The sequence below is a fragment of the Streptomyces sp. NPDC087440 genome, assembly GCF_044744005.1.
Classification (GTDB): domain Bacteria; phylum Actinomycetota; class Actinomycetes; order Streptomycetales; family Streptomycetaceae; genus Streptomyces.
The window spans coordinates 735,881-753,750 of sequence record NZ_JBIUXN010000001.1 but is presented as its reverse complement, the minus strand read 5'-3'; the positions used below and the strand labels follow the sequence as shown (position 1 = coordinate 753,750).

16 protein-coding genes are annotated in these 17,870 nt (G+C 72.6%); 4 read left to right on the top strand and 12 right to left on the bottom strand.

Going from position 1 to position 17,870, the window contains the following annotated elements:
• Window positions 1-5: 5 nt before the first annotated feature.
• The 7 genes from ACIO3O_RS03410 to ACIO3O_RS03380 all read right to left on the bottom strand — a co-directional run bounded on the left by ACIO3O_RS03410 (window position 6) and on the right by ACIO3O_RS03380 (window position 5,070).
• Window positions 6-728, bottom strand: a complete 723-nt coding sequence (locus tag ACIO3O_RS03410) for a response regulator (RefSeq protein ID WP_401741323.1) — start codon at window positions 726-728, stop codon at window positions 6-8.
• Window positions 725-2,029 (bottom strand): sensor histidine kinase, encoded by a 1,305-nt coding sequence (locus ACIO3O_RS03405; protein WP_401741322.1) that lies wholly within the window; start codon window positions 2,027-2,029, stop codon window positions 725-727. Before ACIO3O_RS03405 ends, ACIO3O_RS03410 begins: the two co-directional genes overlap by 4 nt.
• A gap of 48 nt (window positions 2,030-2,077) precedes the next feature.
• A complete protein-coding gene (locus tag ACIO3O_RS03400; protein ID WP_401741320.1) occupies window positions 2,078-2,926 on the bottom strand; it encodes a GNAT family N-acetyltransferase in 849 nt (282 codons plus the stop codon).
• A gap of 35 nt (window positions 2,927-2,961) precedes the next feature.
• Window positions 2,962-3,294 (bottom strand): hypothetical protein, encoded by a 333-nt coding sequence (locus ACIO3O_RS03395; RefSeq protein WP_401741317.1) that lies wholly within the window; start codon window positions 3,292-3,294, stop codon window positions 2,962-2,964.
• Between the two features lie 31 nt (window positions 3,295-3,325).
• Window positions 3,326-3,589, bottom strand: coding sequence for a hypothetical protein (locus ACIO3O_RS03390; RefSeq protein ID WP_401741315.1), 264 nt, complete (start codon window positions 3,587-3,589; stop codon window positions 3,326-3,328).
• 43 nt (window positions 3,590-3,632) lie between these two features.
• The gene (locus tag ACIO3O_RS03385; RefSeq protein WP_401741314.1) at window positions 3,633-4,166 is read right to left on the bottom strand and encodes a GNAT family N-acetyltransferase; all 534 of its coding nucleotides are present in this window, start codon (window positions 4,164-4,166) and stop codon (window positions 3,633-3,635) included.
• An 88-nt stretch (window positions 4,167-4,254) separates the two neighbouring features.
• Window positions 4,255-5,070, bottom strand: a complete 816-nt coding sequence (locus ACIO3O_RS03380) for an NAD(P)H-dependent oxidoreductase (RefSeq protein WP_401741311.1) — start codon at window positions 5,068-5,070, stop codon at window positions 4,255-4,257.
• Between the two features lie 114 nt (window positions 5,071-5,184).
• On the opposite strand from ACIO3O_RS03380, the gene ACIO3O_RS03375 reads away from it, so the two are divergent.
• From ACIO3O_RS03375 to ACIO3O_RS03365, 3 genes are all read left to right on the top strand, one after another.
• The gene (locus ACIO3O_RS03375; protein WP_401741309.1) at window positions 5,185-6,075 is read left to right on the top strand and encodes a helix-turn-helix transcriptional regulator; all 891 of its coding nucleotides are present in this window, start codon (window positions 5,185-5,187) and stop codon (window positions 6,073-6,075) included.
• A gap of 269 nt (window positions 6,076-6,344) precedes the next feature.
• Window positions 6,345-6,425, top strand: coding sequence for a tryptorubin family RiPP precursor (locus ACIO3O_RS03370; protein WP_380837501.1), 81 nt, complete (start codon window positions 6,345-6,347; stop codon window positions 6,423-6,425).
• Window positions 6,426-6,518: 93 nt separating this feature from the next.
• The gene (locus ACIO3O_RS03365) at window positions 6,519-7,652 is read left to right on the top strand and encodes a cytochrome P450 (RefSeq protein ID WP_401741307.1); all 1,134 of its coding nucleotides are present in this window, start codon (window positions 6,519-6,521) and stop codon (window positions 7,650-7,652) included.
• Here the strand turns inward: ACIO3O_RS03365 and ACIO3O_RS03360 are convergent.
• From ACIO3O_RS03360 to ACIO3O_RS03350, 3 genes are all read right to left on the bottom strand, one after another.
• On the bottom strand, window positions 7,637-9,154 hold the full coding sequence (locus ACIO3O_RS03360; protein WP_401741306.1) for a PQQ-binding-like beta-propeller repeat protein: 1,518 nt from the start codon (window positions 9,152-9,154) through the stop codon (window positions 7,637-7,639). The genes ACIO3O_RS03365 and ACIO3O_RS03360 overlap by 16 nt on opposite strands.
• A gap of 13 nt (window positions 9,155-9,167) precedes the next feature.
• The gene (locus tag ACIO3O_RS03355) at window positions 9,168-10,991 is read right to left on the bottom strand and encodes a PQQ-binding-like beta-propeller repeat protein (RefSeq protein WP_401741304.1); all 1,824 of its coding nucleotides are present in this window, start codon (window positions 10,989-10,991) and stop codon (window positions 9,168-9,170) included.
• Window positions 10,992-11,157: 166 nt separating this feature from the next.
• Window positions 11,158-11,649: a hypothetical protein gene (locus tag ACIO3O_RS03350; protein WP_401741302.1), complete on the bottom strand. Its 492-nt coding sequence runs from the start codon at window positions 11,647-11,649 to the stop codon at window positions 11,158-11,160.
• Between the two features lie 341 nt (window positions 11,650-11,990).
• On the opposite strand from ACIO3O_RS03350, the gene ACIO3O_RS03345 reads away from it, so the two are divergent.
• Window positions 11,991-14,438: a helix-turn-helix domain-containing protein gene (locus tag ACIO3O_RS03345; protein WP_401741301.1), complete on the top strand. Its 2,448-nt coding sequence runs from the start codon at window positions 11,991-11,993 to the stop codon at window positions 14,436-14,438.
• Between the two features lie 65 nt (window positions 14,439-14,503).
• Here the strand turns inward: ACIO3O_RS03345 and ACIO3O_RS03340 are convergent, their stop codons facing one another.
• Both ACIO3O_RS03340 and ACIO3O_RS03335 read right to left on the bottom strand, forming a co-directional pair.
• Window positions 14,504-17,011, bottom strand: a complete 2,508-nt coding sequence (locus ACIO3O_RS03340; protein ID WP_401741299.1) for an ABC transporter permease — start codon at window positions 17,009-17,011, stop codon at window positions 14,504-14,506.
• A gap of 70 nt (window positions 17,012-17,081) precedes the next feature.
• Complete coding sequence (locus ACIO3O_RS03335) at window positions 17,082-17,828, bottom strand: ABC transporter ATP-binding protein (protein ID WP_401741296.1); 747 nt, start codon at window positions 17,826-17,828, stop codon at window positions 17,082-17,084.
• Window positions 17,829-17,870: the final 42 nt, after the last annotated feature.

The window sequence follows — 17,870 nt, the reverse complement described above, 5'->3', positions numbered from 1 at the left end:
AGGCGTCAGGGCCTGCGGCGGCCGGGGACGACGAGCCCGGACTCGTACGCGACGATGACGGCCTGAGTGCGGTCGCGCAGGCCGAGTTTGGCGAGGGTGCGGCTGACGTGGGACTTGACCGTCTCGTCGGTGACGGTGAGGCGGGCGGCGATCTCGGCGTTGGAGAGTCCCTCGGCGACGAGCAGCAGCACCTCCCGCTCGCGGGCAGTGAGTGCGGGCAGGACGGATCCCCCGTCCGCCTCCTCCGCTCCCGCCGCCTCCTCCGTCACGGCGGGCCGCTTGGTGAACTCCCCGATCAGCCGCCGCGTGATGCCCGGGTCGAGCAGCGCGTCACCCGCCGCGACGACCCGTACCGCGTCGAAGAGCCGCTCGGCGGTGGCGTCCTTGAGCAGGAAGCCGCTGGCCCCGGCGCGCAGGGCGTCGTACACGTACGCGTCGAGGTCGAAGGTGGTCAGGACGAGCACGCGCGGCGCCGGTACCCCGTCCGGTGTGCCGCCGAGGAGGACGCGGGTGGCCTCGATGCCGTCCATCTCGGGCATCCGGATGTCCATCAGGACGACGTCCGGCGCGGTCTCCCGGCAGACGCGCACCGCTTCGGCCCCGGTGGTGGCGGTGCGCACGACCGTGAACTCCGGCTGGGAGTCGAGGAGGGTGGCGAATCCGGTGCGTACGACCAGGTGGTCGTCGGCGATGACGACGCGTATCGGGGCGGCGGGCGGGGTGCTCATGGGGTCCGTTCTGTGGGTACGGGGAGGCCGGGGGAACGGGGGGCGGCCCCTGTGGGGGGTGCCGGTTCCGGTTCCGGTTCCGCCGGGAAGCGGGCCTCGACCGTGAAGCCGCCCCGCTCCCCCGGCCCCGCCCGGACCTCTCCCCCGACGGCCCCGGCCCGTTCGCGCATGCCGAGCAGGCCGTGCCGGTCGTCGGAGGGGGTGGGCGGCGGGCCGGGGCCGTTGTCGCGGACGCGCAGGTGCAGGGCCTGGGGGCCGTAGTGGAGTTCGACGTCGACGGGTGAACCCGGGGCGTGCTTGCGGGCGTTGGTGAGGGATTCCTGCACGATGCGGTACGCGGCGAGCTCCACCCCGGGTCCCAGCGGGCGGGGGTCGCCGCTGAGGACGAGGCGGATCGATCCCGTGGACGCCGCGCGTGCCTCGTCGAGGAGGTCGTGGAGCCGTGCCAGGTCCGGCTGCGGACGGCGTTCGGCGTCCGCGCCGGTGTCGTCGCCCTCCTCCCGCAGCACGCCGAGCAGCCGCCGCATCTCGGTGAGTGCGGCGCGCGCGGTGTCGCCGATGCCGAGCAGCCGTTCGCGGCCCTGGTCGGGCATGCCGGGGGTGGCCACCCGGGCGGTCTCGGCCTGCACGGAGATCATGGAGATGTGGTGCCCCACCACATCGTGCAACTCCCGGACGATCCGGGCCCGTTCCTCCCGGGCGGCGTTCTCCCAGCGCACGTCGCGCATCACGTCGTGCGTGGCCCGGTGCGCCCGGTCCCGCTCTCCCGACCGCCGGGCGAGCCCGGCGCAGGCCGCCGTGGGCGCGAGCGCGGCGAGGAGCAGGAGCTGTACCGGGCGGCCGGGTTGCTCCGCCTGTTCCAGGGCGAGTACGAGGAAGGGGGCGGCCAGCAGTACGGCGGCCACGGGGTGTCCGTGCCGCCCGAGCCGGTAGTGGGCGACGAGCTGGGCCACGAGTCCGGCGACGGTCACCGTGTCGAAGGCCGTCACGGAACCGAGGCTCACGGCGGTCACGGCGACCCCGGCGGGGCGAGGTCGCAGGAGTGCCAGCGGCAGCCCGGTGCACAGACACAACACCCCCACCACCATGGCCAGTTGGACCCACGAACCACCGCTCTGGGCCGACTGGGCGAACATCCGGGGTATCGACCCTCGCCGCGCGACGAGTTCGGCGAGCGAGGCGGCGGCCGCGAGCGCGCACAGCACGGCGACAGCCGCGGGCGGCAGGGCCACCGGGCGTGCGATTCCCGCCGCCCGCCGCGTGAGCACGGCCCAACCGTCCTGCCAGGTCCCCCAGTTCACGCCGCTCAGTATGCGCGAGGTCCGGGGCCGACGCGACGGGCCCCGGGGTCACTGCCCCCGGGCGGGCTGGTTGGCGATGAGGAGGGTGGTGTCGGCGGGGCGGAAGCCGAGGCGGGCGTAGATGCGGGCGATGGTCTCGTCGGCGTACGCGAGGAAGACGGTCCGCACCCCGTGCTCGCGGGCGTGGGCGGCGAGCGCGACGGTCACGGCGGCGCCGAGCCCCTGACGGCGGGCGGTGGGCAGGGTGCCGACGCCGCCGATCTCGGTGGCGTCGGCCGCCGGGTGGTAGTGCCCGGCGGCGAGCGGTGTGCCGTCGGGGGCGAGGGCGGCGACGAGGACCTTGTGTCCGGTACGGAGCGACGGCCGGACGGCGTCAGCCGTCCCGTCCCCCTCGATCCGCCCCGCGACGACCGCCAGCTCCTCCGGCCCGGCGGCCCCGAGCGCCGTCCCGGCCGCCGCGAAGGCGAGCGCGGGGAGGGCGAGGACGGCGGCCAGCGCAGGGTCGTCCGCGCCGACGGCACGCAGGGTGACCCCGGGCGGCAGGGCAGGGGCCGAGAGCGCGTTCTCCTCCGGCAGGACCATCAACGGCCGCTCCGCCACCGGCATTTGGCACCCTTCCACCCTCCCCCGCATCCCCGGCACAGCCTCCGCCAGCCACTCGAACGCCTCGGGCACGCCGAGCTCCCGCTGCCGCGCACGGACGGCCCGTATCTCCTCGACGGAGGGCAGCTCGCGGGCGGCGGGCTGGGCGTGGTTCGGACCGCCGTAGTAGGGAGCGCCGGGTCCGGTACGTACGAAGAGACGCAGCGCGCCGAAGTCCTCGGCCCGGGCGAAGTGCAGGGGCACGGTGGCGTAGTACAGCTCGATGCGGTCGCGCAGGGAGATCGTGACGGTCATGCGCCCCATCCCACCACGCCCGGGCCCCGCCCCTTTCACCGCTGGCCTGCCGCCACCCTCCGCACCAGCCCGACCGCCTGCCCCAACACCCGCCGCCCTTCCGGTGTCGCCGCCTCCGGTGAGCGGCGGCAGAGGGCCGCGCAGGTGGTGAGGGCGGCCCCGAAGCGTTCGTCGCCGTCCTTGCGGAGGGCGTGGGCGGTCTCGGTCAGCCCGTGGACGATCGCCTCGGGCAGTTCCCGCTCGGCCAGGGCGCCCACGACCCGCTCCGCGCAGCTGCGTCCGGCCGGACCGGGCAGCCATGCGCCGAGGTCGAGCGCGTCGGACAGATCCGTCAACTCCCGCGCCAGATCGTCGAGTTGAACTGTCATGCCAGCACCGTACCGCGGCAGCCCGGGGAAGCTAGACGTCCAGCGGTCCCGGGGCCGGGGCCGGGTCTCGCCGTGCCGTCTCGTTCTCGGTGTCGCTCTCACCGGTCCGGTCGGGGAACATGAGCCGGACGCCGCCGTGGATGGCGCCCAGGCCCGCGAAGCCGAGGGCGATGCGCAGGAGCCAGAGGCCGGTGTCGTCCGGGTCACGGGGCATCCCGAAGCCGATCCAGAGGATCAGCGCGATGCCACCGATGACGACGAACGCCGCACAGGTCCGACGCAGGGTGATGTTCATGGAGGCATCATCGCAAACGAGCCCAACCCCCGCACGACCGAGGTCACATGGGCAGCGACCGCACCCGCACCTCCCCCTCGGGCCACTCCGCCCCCTCGGCCAGCGGGGTCCACATCGTGTGCAGGGGCATCACCGCCACCGCCCCTTCCGGCTGTTCGACCCGGACCGCGTACCGCACCTCGCGCCAGCCGAGGCGTTCGTACAGGCCGACGATCGGTGGGCGGCAGAAGAGCAGGGCGTGGCGGGGGCCCTGGGTGCGGGCGTGGTCCAGGGCCGCGCCGACGATCCGGCGGGCCAGCCCGCGGCCCCGCACGTCGGGGGCGACGGCCACTCCGCCGACCCCGACGACGTCGAAGTCGGCGCCGCCCACCGACAGCGGCAGCCGCCGCAGTCCGGCGTGCGCGACGAGGCGTGAGTCCTCGTCGCGGACGAGTCCGAAGTGGTCCTCCTTCGGCAGCCACGTCAGTCCGGTGTCGGCGACGCCGAAGGGGTCGTCCGCGTCGCCGAGCATCTGGATCAGGTCGGCGCGGGTGTACTGCGGGAGGCGGTGCAGGGAGAAGGCGGAGTGATCAGTCATGCGTGCAGGGTGGTTCACCGGAGCGGGCGGGACGGAACCGGCCCCTTCAGTCACAGGGCCGCCCCCTCCGGCCACGGAGCCGCCCCCTTCAGCCACGGGGCCGCACGTGCCGGTCCAGGCTCGACGTGCCCGGCTCCTCCACGCCCGGCAGCAGTCGCATGTCGTGGTCGTAGTCGCCGCCCGAGAGCAGGCGGTACGGGACGGGCGCGTCGGTGAAGAGGCCGTCCAGGCGGGCCGCGTACGCCTGCTTCGCCTCCTCGAAGCCTTCCACGGGGAGGGTGTTGGTGCCGTACACGGCGAAGGGGTCCAGCGGGTCCATGCCCGTGAACGCGAACAGCCCGTGCTGCAGGGGGTGCAGGACGTCGGCGATGCTGCCGTGGATGCCCCGGTCGGAGAAGGCGGTGGCGCGGGCCCCCGCCGTCACCGAGAGCAGCACCCGCCGTCCCGACAGCGCGCTCGCCCCGCCGCTGTACGGGACGAGCCCGGGACCGTACGCGAAACCGGGTGTGAAGACCCGGTCGAACCAGCCCTTGAGGATCGCGGGCGGGCCGAACCACCAGACCGGGAACTGGAACACGATCGCGTCCGCCCACCGCACCTTCTCCTGCTCCGCCGCGACGTCCGCCGTCAGCCGCCCCTCGGCGGTCGCCCGGCCCGCCTCGGCCATCACGGACAGGCGCTCGTCGCCCGCGAGGTCGGGGAAGTCGTCCGCGTCGACGGTGGCCTTCCACTTCATCGCGTACAGGTCGGAGACCCGCACCTCGTGGCCCGCCGCGCGCAGGTGGTCGGCGGCGAAGGCGGAGAGGGAGGCGGTGAGGGAGCGGGACTCGGGGTGGACGGTGACGAGGAGGATCTTCTTGGACTCGCCTCGGGCGTCTGCGGCGGTGTTCACGTCGGTGTTCATGCCGTTACGGTCTCCCGGCTGCGACCGCACAGCCAGAACCCTCCGCGACCGGCGGACCCGCGTTCCTGGTACTGCCAGGACCACCCTGGAGGGCCACCGTCCATACTGGGAGGCATGACGCGTACGGCAGACACCCCCCGCACCGCCGCCCCCGTCCGTCCCGCGCCCGTCCGTCCCGCGCTCGGTGAGTTCCTGCGGGCCCGCCGTGGGCGGGTCGCGCCGGAGCGGGTCGGGATCGCCGCCGGGCGCCGCCGCCGCGTACAAGGGCTGCGCCGCGAGGAGTTGGCCCAGCTCGCGGGCATCAGCGTGGACTACTACGTACGGCTGGAACAGGGCCGGGCCACCCAGCCCTCCCCCGAGGTCCTCGACGCGCTGGCCCGCGCGCTGGACCTGGGCGCGGCGGAGCGCGCCCACCTGAGCACGCTGGCCGGGACGGGCCCCGGCATCGCGGCCGACAGCGCCCCCGCCACCCGGGTCGGCCCGGTCCTGCGTCAGGTCCTCCGCTCGCTGGACCACCTCCCGGTGATCGCCACGGACCACCGCCTGGACGCGGTCGCGTGGAACGCGCTGGGCGCCGAACTCCTCGGCGGCCTCGACGGGCCGCACCCCCGCCGCGACCGCAACAACGGCCGCTTCCTCTTCCTCGACCCGGCCGCCCGCACCGTCCACCCCGAGTGGGAGACCCGCGCCCGGGAGGCGGTCGGCCTGCTGCGGGTGGCGACCGGCAAGCACCCCGAGGACGCCGAACTGATCTCCCTGGTGGCCGAACTCTCCACCCTCAGCGAGGAGTTCAGGTCCGTCTGGGACAGCGGCGAGATCACCATGTGCGCGGCGGGCCGCAAGAGCCTGCACCACCCGGCGACCGGCCCCCTGACCCTGGACTTCGAAACCCTCCAGGTCCCGGCCGCCCCCGGCCAGACGGGCCTGGTCGTGCACGTCTACAGCGCCGAGGAGGGCACCCCCGAGGCCACCGCCCTGGCGAACCTGCGGGCCACGCTCCCGTAATCAGAGCCTCCGTCAATAAACCCGCCGCACCCGCCTCTTCACGCCTCTCCCGGACGGAATTTCGGCCAGCGTCCACTTCTGGCGGCCCGGTCGGTCATGAGAAGGAAAAAAGCACGCCCAGGGGGTTGATCAACTGCGGCGTTGATTCTACGTTCAGCAATCGTTCAGCGCTTCGCGGAATGGTCATACGGCCAACGGCACATCACCCTCACAAGGGGTACCCCTGTGCCCGGAACTGCCCCATATAAAGGGGCGAGAAGGAGCAGAAAATGAAGTTTCTGTTTGCCATCAAGAACGCCGTGTCCCACCAGAAGAGCCTGAAGGCCAGCGCTTGGTACATCTGGTACTAGAGCACTGCCCGGGGCCGCCCCCGTCGTCCGGCGGGGGCGGCCCCGGGAGGCACCGTTCACCGCCTCGCCCGGCCGCCCTTCGGAGTCCCTTTCATGACCCAGCCGCCACCGCAGACCCCGCCCGCACACCAGCCGCTTCCCTTCCGGGCCGCCGCACACCCGGACCCCGCGCACCCCGCCGCCGCCCGGACCACGACGTTCGCGCCTCGGCTGGCCGCGCTGCTGCGGGACCACCGGGGCAAGGAGGTCTTCCGGCTGGAGCCCGACACCATCGGGGTGGCCGGCCACGAACTGGCCGACCGCATCCTGTCGGCCCGGCGCGCCACCGAGGTCGAGCGGCCCACTTTCAAACCGCTCCAGGGACGTTCCATCGCGCCGAGCGAGGCCGCCCAGGTGATGCGGACGGTAGGCCGTGACGTACGCGACGCACTGAAAAGGCCGCTACCCGGAAATATCGACCTCTCCGGCCCGTGGCCGTATACGGGGCACGTTTTCCTGCGGGATCTGATATTGGGCGGCGACCCCTATCGGCTGCGTATTCTGATGAGCCGTAATCTCGAATTGACGACCAAACTGACCTGGTCGGTCATCGCGGCTGGCGCCGCCTTCCCCCGCCCCCTGAGGGCCCGGCCCGGCCGGGAACTCACCGCGCTCGCCCGCAGGACCGCCGAGGCCGGGAACTACCACGACCGCCGCTACGCGATGGGCATGTACCGGCGGGCCGCCGCACCGGTCTGCTTCACGGTCTCCACCCTGGTGGCGAACGCGCTGTGGCTGGGCTCCCCGTTCGACGAGTCCGTCCCCAACCGCAACATCCTGTACGAGGCCATGCGGCTGCTGCCCCCGTCCTGGAACATGCTGCGCAACGCCTCCCCCGAGTACCCGGACCTCGATCCGGCGATCCGCGCGGGCGACGACATTCTCGTACTGCCGCTGCTCTCGCAGCGCGACCCGGCGCTGTGGGAGCACCCCGACGAGTTCCGCCCCGAGCGCTGGGACGCGCTCGACCCCGACACCGCGCCCGGCTACCTCGCCTTCGGGCACGGCTCGGAACGCTGCTGGGGGCGGCACGCGGTGATGCCGCTCGCGGAACTCCTGCTCGACCTGCTGCGCAACGAGGGACTCGCGGTCAGCCCGAAGCAGCGGTCGGTGAAGGTGCCGCTGGCGGGGCTCCTGGGGGTGGACGAGATCCAGGTGACACGGGAGGCGTCTCAGCGGGTCGTGTAGGCCAGGGCCAGACAGGTCCGCTCGCCGGTCGAGGTCTTCCGCGGCTTGCCGATCATGCTGCTGGACATGAACATCCGGCCCTTGGTGTAGCGGATGTCCGCCTCGTGGGAGAAGGAACATTCCTTCTCCTGCTCGCTTCCCCAGACACGGTTCTCCAGCAGGGTCACCGGTGTGAAGGCGTCCCCGCCGATGCTGACGATCTGCCGGCTGCCCTCGCCGAAGACCGGTTCCCGGTACGCGATGAGGTTGCCGCCGTCCATGCGCAGCGGGAACATCTCGTGCCGGACGCCCGCGTCCGCCCTGTCGGACGTCGGCTTCCCCCTGGCGAGGTCGAACGAGACGATCTCGTTGGTCCTGACGAACTTCTCCGTGCCGACCGGGTGCTCCTCGGTGGGCAGGTAGATCCTGCCGTTGCCGACGACCACGCCGTGGCAGCCCTCCACTTCGTCGAAGGTGCAGTTCACCACGTACCGGTCCCTCGGCGCGGGGATGATGGCCTTGAGCCTGCCGGTCCGCTCGTCGATCGAGAAGAAGTCCCAGCTGTCCGCCACCTCGCCCGGGGTACTGCGGAGTCGGGAGGTGACGACGAGCGGCCTGGTGGAGACGACGGACGGATAACTGAAGCCCGTGGGCATCCTGAACGTCGACAGCGGGGCGCCTGTGGTCGAGTTGATGTTCTGGATCTCCCAGTGCAGGTTCTCGTACGGACCGCACCTGCGGACCGCCACGAGCGCCTCGCCGCCGCCGTATCCCACGTCGACGCAGTCCTCGGCGTTGCCCTGGGGCCTCCACAACTCCCTGCCGTCGGCCAGGTCCCAGGCGGCACCGCCCTTGTCGCCGGAGGCGGCGACGGTGTCGGCGCTCAGGGTGACCTCGTCGAACTGGACCTTCGGGTCATCGGTCGTGCCGCCGTTGACGGACGTGCTCCACAGCAGCTTGCCCGCGTCGAGGTCGATCGCACCGACCTCGGTGCAGGGCACGGTGTCCTTGGTCGTCCTGGGCCTGACCGCCTCGAAGGCGATCGCGGTCCTGTTGTCCTTCGAGGTGTGGCGCGAGGCCGCACAGAGTTGGCCGGGCAGCGGGATCGTCCACCGTCGGGTGCCGTCGGCGACGTCGTACCCGCTGATCGAGGCGACGCCCGGCTTCACGTACACCGTGTCGGTCAGCCAGGAACCGGTGGCCTTCACATCGGCGGCGACGACAGGCTCGGGCAGGCGGAAGGCCTCCCGGGACCGTGTGTTCGCGGGGACGCTCTCCTTGCCCGGGCCGTCCGAGGCCTCCTTTCCCCCGTTGGCGTCGGCCCCGGCCGGAGTCGTGGCGTCGTTCCGCTGCTCGGCGCCATCCTTCGCGTACCAGACTCCACCGCCGATGATCAGCACCGTGGCGACGGCCGCGGCGACGACGATCCGCATCCGTGTGGTCAGCTTCCTGCCGTCGCCGGGGCCCGGCGGAAGCGGGTACGGGGGCGAAGGCGGGTACGCGGGCGGAGGTTGCTGCGTCATATGTACGTACCCCTCACGAGCCGAATGCCATGACGATCTTTTTCTTCTTCTCCTCGGCGTCCGTGCTCGCGGAGGAGACGGAGCCGATCGCCAGGTAGAAGGCACCGTGCGCGTACACGTAGCGCGCCTTCCAGAAGCTGCTCTCGATCTGCGCCGTCGACGCCGGATGCTGGAGCAGCAGCTTCGGCGGGCCGCCCGTCGGAGGAAGGGTGCCGACCGCGCCGCCCCGGTCGGTGGAGGGGGCCATGTACACGAGGATGTTGCCGCCGTCTCCCCGTTCCAGCGGTGTGACGGTGCGTCCGGTGGGAGCCGCAGCACGCCACTTGGGCCTGCCGGTGTCCAGGTCGAAGGCCACCACCGCGTTCGCGGTGCGGCTGGCGCTGGTGTCGGTCGCCAGGTACAGGGTGTTCGTGTCGGCGACAGCACCGGTGCAGTCGTCCAGGCTCCTGACCGCGATGGAGAACGAGGTGCATGCGGGCTCGTACGTGTCGTTGCCGAGCTGGAGCCGGGAGCGGAGCTTTCCCGTGTCGGTCAGCGCGATGACCGCTCGCTTCTTGACGTTGTTCTCATCGCGCTGGTTGGCGGAGAAGACGAGCGGGCTGACCGAGTAGATCTTCTCGACCGTCCAGCCGCTGTCGACCCGGTAGACCCACGTGGTCCTGCCGGTGGCGGGGTCGACCTCGCTGATCTCCTCCTGAGCGTGGCTGTCACTCGTGTTGCACCAGGCGGCGGCGATCAGCCTGGGCCCGCCCGCGAAGGCCTGTCGATGACAATTGCCCTTGCCCTGCGCGGTACTTCCCCACAGGTGCTTCCCGTCGGCGAGCGAGAAGCCGAAGGACTGGATGCCAGCGGCTGCGGTCACCGTGGTTCCGCTGATGCTCAACGTGATGTCGGAGGGGAGCGGCAGGATCGACTCCTTCGGGATCGATCTCTTCCAGCCCTGCCGACCGCTCCGGAGGTCGATCTGCTGGAGCCCGGTGCACTTCTCGCGCTCACCGCGCTTGTCGTTGACGCCGATGACGATGCTGCCGTTGTCGGCGGGCGCGACGGGTGCCGCGCAGAGCCCGGTGGGCAGGGTCACGGTCCACTTGCGTTGGCCGTCGGTCGTCGAGTAGCCGGAGACCGTCTCGTAGAGCCCCACGACGAGGGTGTCGCCAACGACCCACGGCCCGAACACGGTTGCCCCTCCGCCGGGCAGGTCCACGTCGTTCCTGAGCAGCCATCTGACCTTGGCCTCGCCCGGCTTGCGCCCCGCGTTGAGGTCTTCGCGCTCGGCGCCACTGGCGTCCCCGCCCGCGCCCTTGCCGCCCGCGCCCTTGCCACCGGAGGCGGACCCGGAGGGCTGGGCGCTCCGGATCGGTGTGGCCTGCGGCGCGTTCGCGTCACCGCCGCCGACCGCGAACCAGACACCGCCGCTGATCACGAGCAGGGCTGCCACGACCGCGCCGATGAGCGCGGCGCGCCTGCCCTGGAACAGGCCGCCACGGTCGGTGGCACCGCCGGGCAGGGTGGCACCGCCGGGCAGGGTGGGAGCGCCCGGGAGCTGCTGCGCGGGTTGGCCGCCATGGGGGTTGAGGCGACTGCCGTACGGGCCGGGAGTCTCGTATGGCGGCGTGGCCGGCTGCCGGCCGTAGTGGCCGGGTTGGGGGGCGTACGGACCGGGCTGGGGGGCGTACGGACCGGGCTGGGAGGCGTACGGGCCGGGTTGGCCGGGTGCCTGCGGGGGACCGTAACCGGACGGGCCGGGCTGCGGAGGCGCGCCCTGCTCAGCTCCGGAAGACGGTTCCTGCGCAGCGCCGAAACCTCCCGGTGGCGACTGGCTGGGAGGGTGGGTCATGCGTGCTGTTCCCTTCGTACGGTGCGCGGGTGGAGGTGCTGTTCGGCGAGGCGGGCGACGGGCAGGGCGGTGATACGGGGCCAGGACGGCCACCGCGCTCGCCGTCGGTGCCACGCCTGCGGGGGGACCACGGGGTACCCGCCTCGCTGAGGCCCCGGGCCCGCTGTCAGCCGATCCTGGGCGGCAGGCCGGGACCGGAGGGGCGGCGCCCCTCGACGTAGGCCTTCGTGCCCCGCAGGGAGCACAGCGTGATCGCGATCACCGACAGGACCAAAGCGCAGAGGAACCCGAGGAGTTGGGCCTGGATGGACTCGGAGTCGAAGTCGCCCTGGGCGATCATCGACCCGATGGCCACACAGGAGAGAGCCACGATGATGCCGAGCTGCACGGTCAGTCGTTCGGCCCTGTCGCCGTCGCCCGCCAGGAGGTGGAGGGCGTTCCGTGCGATGGACAGGCCGAAGAGCAGAAGCACACCGCAGATGATCGGACCGAAGCCGGACTCGAAGGTCTTGATTCCCGTGTAGGCGGAATAGCAGGCCATGCTCCCGCCGAGCAGCGCCGAGAAGACTCCCGCCGCCGTCGCGACGGCCGGTCGCGGCACACGGGCCGGTGCCGGGGCGGGGCGGCGGTCGTAGGGGTTACGAGGCGAGTGGGTCACGGCCTCCCCCTGCGGAACAGGTCGTCGGGTTCGACGGGACGCTCGGCGTCCTGCCCGGCTGGTCCGGGCCCTCCGGGCCACGAAGGATGAGTCTGCACCGTGTTTCTGCCTTCCTGGGTCGAGCCTCTGGGGCGAGCGCCGTCGGCTGTGCGGCAACGGTCGAGCACAGCGGCGGCATGACCTGAACCATCGCGTCCGCCTGGTCAACGGGCCAGGCCGGGGACCGGCCACTTGTGGCCGGTGCGGAAGATAGGGTCGCCTGGACCGAGATCGACGGCGAAAGGCACGACGTGACGGGGGAGTTCGGCCGACTGGTGCGTCAACGGCGGCTCAGTGCGGGGATGACGCAGGAGCAGCTCGCCGAGAGGTCCACGGTCGGCGTGCGGACCATCCGCAGGATGGAGACCGGCACGGTCAAGAACTTCCGGCTCGACACCGTCCGGCTGCTCGCCGACGCCCTGGACCTCACGGCGGACGAACGCCGCGACCTGATGTCCGCGGCGGGCGCGGTACCCGCGTTCCCGGACACATCCGGATCCGGATCCGCACCCGCCGAAGCACCCGGCGAAGCCACCGGCGAACACAAGCCGAGCGGACCCGAGCCAGTTGAACCCGCACCCGGCGAACCCGCATCCGGCGAACCCCAGGCCGAAACGGGCAACCCAGACCACAAGGCCGACACTGACGCCGACGAACCCGGCGCCCCCACAGCCGGTGGACCCGAGCCCGAGCCCAAGCCCGCCCCCGCCCCCTCCGGCACGCCCCCGCCCCTGGCCGAGGCCGCCGACCGGCTCGCGGCCGTGCTCCAGGGCCGGTGGCAGCGGGAAATGGAACAGCGCGGCGCCCACAACCCGTTCCCGCTGCCCGTGCGCTGGCAGCCGGTGGCAGCCGAGCTGGCCGACCACTGGGACAACGTCCGCCGGGTTCCCCCCGGGGGCTCGGCCGGCCCGCTCGACCTCACCGGCGACCTGACCGACATCGCGGACGTCTTCCGGCGCGTCCCGTCCGGCCGACTGGTGGTGCTCGGCCGCGCCGGGTCCGGGAAGACGATCCTGACGCTCCGGTTCGTACTGGACCACCTGGCCACCCGCACCCGTGCCGAACCGGTCCCGGTGATCTTCGGTCTGGCCTCCTGGGACCCGACGGCCGACAACCTCCGGGACTGGCTGGTGGACCGGCTGCTGCGCGACCACCCGGACCTGGTCGCCCCGGCACCCGGCGGTTCGACACTCGCGGCCGCGCTGGTCGAGGCGGGCCGCATCCTCCCCGTACTGGACGGTTTCGACGAGATCCCCGAAGCGCTCCGCAGCGCCGCACTGCCGGCGCTCAACAGCACGTCCCTGCCCATGCTGGTGACCTGCCGCCCGCACGAGTTCCGCGAGGCCGTCGCGGCGAGCGACGTGCTGACCTGGGCCGCCGGCATCGTGATCACCGACCTCACTCCCGCCGACTTCTCCGACTACCTGCGCCGCTCCAGCCGGACCACCCGCTGGGGACCGGTCCTGGGAGAACTGCGCGAGCAGCCGGACAGCCCGGCGAGCAAGAACCTCACCGAGGTGCTGAGCACACCGCTCATGGTCGCCCTCGTCCGCACCACGTACAACGGCGCCGCCTCCGACCCTTCCGTCCTGCTGGACACCGGCCGGTTCCCGACCCCGCACGATCTGGAGGACCACCTGCTCGGCAGCTTCGTGCCCACCGTCTACGGGCCGAACTCCACGGGGCTGCGACGCCCGGACTGGACCGTCGGCCGCGTCCAGCACTGGCTGGGCCACCTCGCCGGTCATCTCGACCGGCTCGGCACCCCGGACCTCGCCTGGTGGCAGCTCGGCACCTCGCTCAGCCGCTCGTCACGCATCCTCGCCGTGATGATCGCCTCGACGATCGTCACCACGCTCGCCGACTGGGCGGTCAACCTGCCCGGCTACCTGAGCGAACTCGGATTCGCGGCCGGTCTGCGCGCGGGCCTGCTGGACGGGCTGCTCCTGGGGCCCATCGTCGGGCTGGGCTTCGGCCTGGTGTACGCGCTGATGACCGTGTACTTCCGGGTGACGTTCGAACCGGTACGGGTCCAGGTGCGGCTGTTCCGACGCAGCAGCCGCACCCCCGTGGCCCGTACCGTCGTCGCACGATGCGGCGCGGGGCTGCTCGGCGGGTTCGTGGTCGGCATCGGACACCAGCTGATGGCCACGCTGGGGCGCGAAATGCTCCGCGGCTTCCCTTCCCCGCCCGACGCCCTGATCAGAACGACCCTGCCCAACATGCTGGTGTACGGCCTCGTCTTCGGACTGGCGGCCGGTGTGGTGTTCGGGCTCAGCTCACTGCTGGAGGCACCCGTCGAGAACGACTCCGCCGCCAGCCCGCTCGCCATGCTGCGCACCAACCGCACGACCGTCCTGCGTCGGGTCCTCTTCCTCGCGCCGATCTTCATGCTGGTGATCGCCTTCGGCGGAGTGCTCGTGGTCGCGCTCCTCCAGGGCCCGCTCGGCCCACTCGGCTGGCCCCTCTCCTACGGTTTCGCCGCAGGGCTCCTGGGCGCGTTGACCGGGGCGCTCTCCTACACCTTCGCCTTCACCGCGTGGGGTCAGTGGCTGGTGTTCTCCCGCATCTGGCTCCCGCTCACCGGCAGACTTCCCTGGGCGGTCACCACCTTCCTCGACGACGCCCACCGCCGCGGAGTGCTGCGCCAGGTCGGTGCCGTCTACCAGTTCCGCCACGCCCGCCTCCAGGACCACCTCAAGCCTGACGTCCGGCGTCCCCGCGCCGACGACGTGCGCAGTTCCCCGTAGGCGGCGGGGCCGTACGGGCAGCTTCCCGTACGGCCCCGCCCCCTACGGCATGCGACGCCCCACGCTCACTCCGCCGCCGTCGCCGCCGGAATGTCGACCCGGGCCGCCCTCCGCGCCGGCCACAGCGAGGCCAGCAGTGCGCCCGCCGTCGCGCCCAGCACTCCGAGGGCGAGGCGCCCCCACGGGACGACCAGTTCGTACCCCGCGACGCTCTCCTGGAGGGTGTGCCCCAGCGCCCACCCCAGGAAGACGCCCAGCACGGTGCCGACGGCCGCGCCGAGCGCGCCGACGATCAGCGCCTCCAGGCGGATCATGCGGGTCACGCCCAGCCGGTCGAGGCCGATCGCGCGCAGGGTGCCGATCTCCTTGCCGCGTTCGAGGACGGACAGGGCGAGGGTGTTGGCGATGCCGAGGGCCGCGATCACCATCGCCATGCTCAGCAGGGCGTAGAAGACGCCGAGTTGGTCCCCGATGCCGCTGGTGTCCTCGGCGGCGAGCTCCTTCTTGTCCAGGACGGCGAGGGCGGGGTTGTCCCCGAGGGCCCGCACGACGTCGCCCCGCGAGGCGGCGGAGACCAGCACGGCGTGCGTGCTGGGAGTGGCGTCGTACCGCGCGACCAGCGAGCCCGAAGCGGTGATGCTGGGCATCAGGTCGCTCTGTTCGTCCGCCCGGTACACGGCGCCGACGGTGACCTCCCCCTTCTTCCCGTCCCGCTCCAGCACCAGCGTCTGCCCGACCCGCCATCCGGTCCGCTCCGCCTTGAAATCGGCCACCGCGATCTGCCCCGTGCGCAGGCTGTCCAGCGACCCGGACACCACGTCGTACGTCAGCAGCCCGCCGATGGTTGCCGGGTCGACGCCGGTGAGCACCGAACTGACGCCGCCCAGCCGGTACTCGGTGGACTGGTCGAGATTGCTGTACGAGGCCCCCGCCAGCCCCTTCAGCGGCTTCGCGGTGTCGCTCCGCAGCCCGCCGCCCGGCGACTCGACCACGAAGTCGGCGGTGACCGCCTCGGTGGTGGCGCGCTCCAGGTACGCGGTGGCGGAGGCCCCGAGCACGGACAGCCCGGAGGCGAGGGCGAGCGCGATGGCGAGCGCGGCGGCGGTGGCGCCGGTGCGGCGCGGGTCGCGCACGGTGTTGCGGGCGGCGAGGTCCCCGTACACGGGGCTGATCCGCCCGAGCAACGGCCTCAGCAGCCGGACGAACGGCCCGGCGAGCACCGGGATCAGCCCGATCGCGCCGACCAGCGCCAGGACGGCGCCGAGCCCGATGACGGCCCGGGCGTCGTCGCCCCCGGCGACGGCGGCGATCACGACGGTGGCCACGCCCGCGGCCGTCGCCCCTGCGCTGATCCGGCTGTGCAGCGACCCGATGCGCGCGGGCGCGGTCCGCTCGGCCGCACCGAGCGCGGCGACCGGCGGAATCGCCATGGCCCGCCGGATCGGCAGCCAGGCCGCGACCACCGGCAGCGCGGTGCCGACGAGCAACGCGACGACGACCGTGCCGGGCGCGAGCACCAGCGGAGCCGTCGGAACATCCTCCGAGCCGAAGAGAACCTGGAGCAGCCGGGCGACCCCCACACCCACCACGACACCGCCCACCGAGGCGAGCAGCCCGACGAGCGCGGCCTCGGCCAGCAGCAGGCGGCGCACCTGCTGCCGGGTGGCGCCGACGGCCCGCATCAGGGCCAGTTCACGGGTGCGGCGCGACACCAGCATGCTGAAGGTGTTGGCGATCAGGAAGGCCGCCACGAACAGCGCGACCGCCGCGAACCCCACCATGATCTGACTCATGGTGTCGCTGCCACTGGAGCTCAACATGCCCTGGAGCCGGGCGAGTTGGGCTCCGGTGACCACACTGGTCCGCTCCGGCAGGGCCGCATCGACACGCTCGCCGAGCGCGACGGCATCGACGCCGGGTGCGGCCGTGATCTCGATGTTCGTGTACTGGCCGGGCCGCAGGAACTGCCGCTGGGCGGTGGCCGCGTCGAAGAGGACGAGGCTGCCGCCGGGGGTGAGCTTGGAGGCGTCGGTACGGAAGACACCGACGATCTCGTACGAGGCGGCTCCCGCCCGCGTACCGACCCGGAGGGTGTCCCCGACCCGGTATCCGGCCTTGGCGGCGCTGGCCTCGTCCAGGGCGACCTGCCCCGCGCGGGTCGGGCCGGTGCCGTGGCTGAACCGGTAGGCGGGGTCGGTGCCTTCCCCGTCCGGTGCGAAGTTCCCGCCCTGCCGGAAGTCGGCGCTGCCGAGCAGGCGTCCGTCGTGGTCGGCGACGGCGGCGAACCCGCCGACCCGCCCGGCGGCGGCCCGCACGCCGTCGATCCCCGCCAGGGCGGCGGCGGTCCGGCCGTCGAGGGTGGCGGCCGGTCCGCCCCGGGGGTCGGTGTCCGGGGCGACGTTGAGATCGATGCGGTTGTACCCGGCGGTGGCCCGGTCGACGGCGGCCTGCTGGAGGCTGTCGCCGTAGACGAGGCTACCGGTGATGAAGGTGATGCCGAGGAGGACGGCGCAGGCGGTCATGAGGAGACGTGCCCGGTGGGCGAGGAGATTGCGGAGGGAGGTGCGGAGCACGGGATCTTTCCTGGGGGGGGAGGGGGCGGGGTGACCGGGGTGGCTCAAGTGCCCTTGGTCCAAAGAGACTTCACAGGGACTTCATGCGGTCGAGGACCTGACCCGCCGTGGGCCGTACGAGCTCGTCGACCAGTCGGCCGTCCGCCAGGAAGACCACCCGGTCCGCGTGGCCCGCGGCCACCGGGTCGTGGGTGACCATCACCACGGTCTGCCCCAACTCCCTTACGGAGTCCCGCAGGAAGCCCAGCACCTCCGCCCCGGCCCGCGAGTCCAGGTTCCCCGTCGGTTCGTCGGCGAAGACGATCGCCGGGCGCGCGACGAGGGCGCGTGCCACCGCGACTCGCTGCTGCTGCCCTCCGGACAGTTCGCTCGGCCGGTGTCCCAGCCGCCCGCCCAGGCCGAGCATGTCGACCACCCGGTCCAGCCACGCCGGGTCGGGCCGCCGCCCGGCGATCGTCATCGGCAGCGTGATGTTCTCCAGCGCGGTCATCGTCGGCAGCAGGTTGAACGCCTGGAAGACGAAGCCGATCCGGTCCCGCCGCAGTTGCGTGAGCCGCCGGTCGTCGAGCGTGCCCACCTCCGTGTCGCCGATCCGTACGGACCCCGAGCTGAAGGAGTCCAGCCCCGCCACGCAGTGCATCAGCGTGGACTTGCCGCTCCCGGACGGCCCCATGATCGCGGTGAACTCCCCTTCCCGGAAGCTCACGCTGACCCGGTCCAGCGCGACGACCCGGGCATCACCTCGCCCGTACTCCTTCGACAGGCCAGTGGCGGCGGCGGCAACGGTCACGGCGGAACTCCTCGGGGTGCGTACCAATGGGGGGACACCCGAAGAGTCGTCCGTGAAGGTATCGGCCCG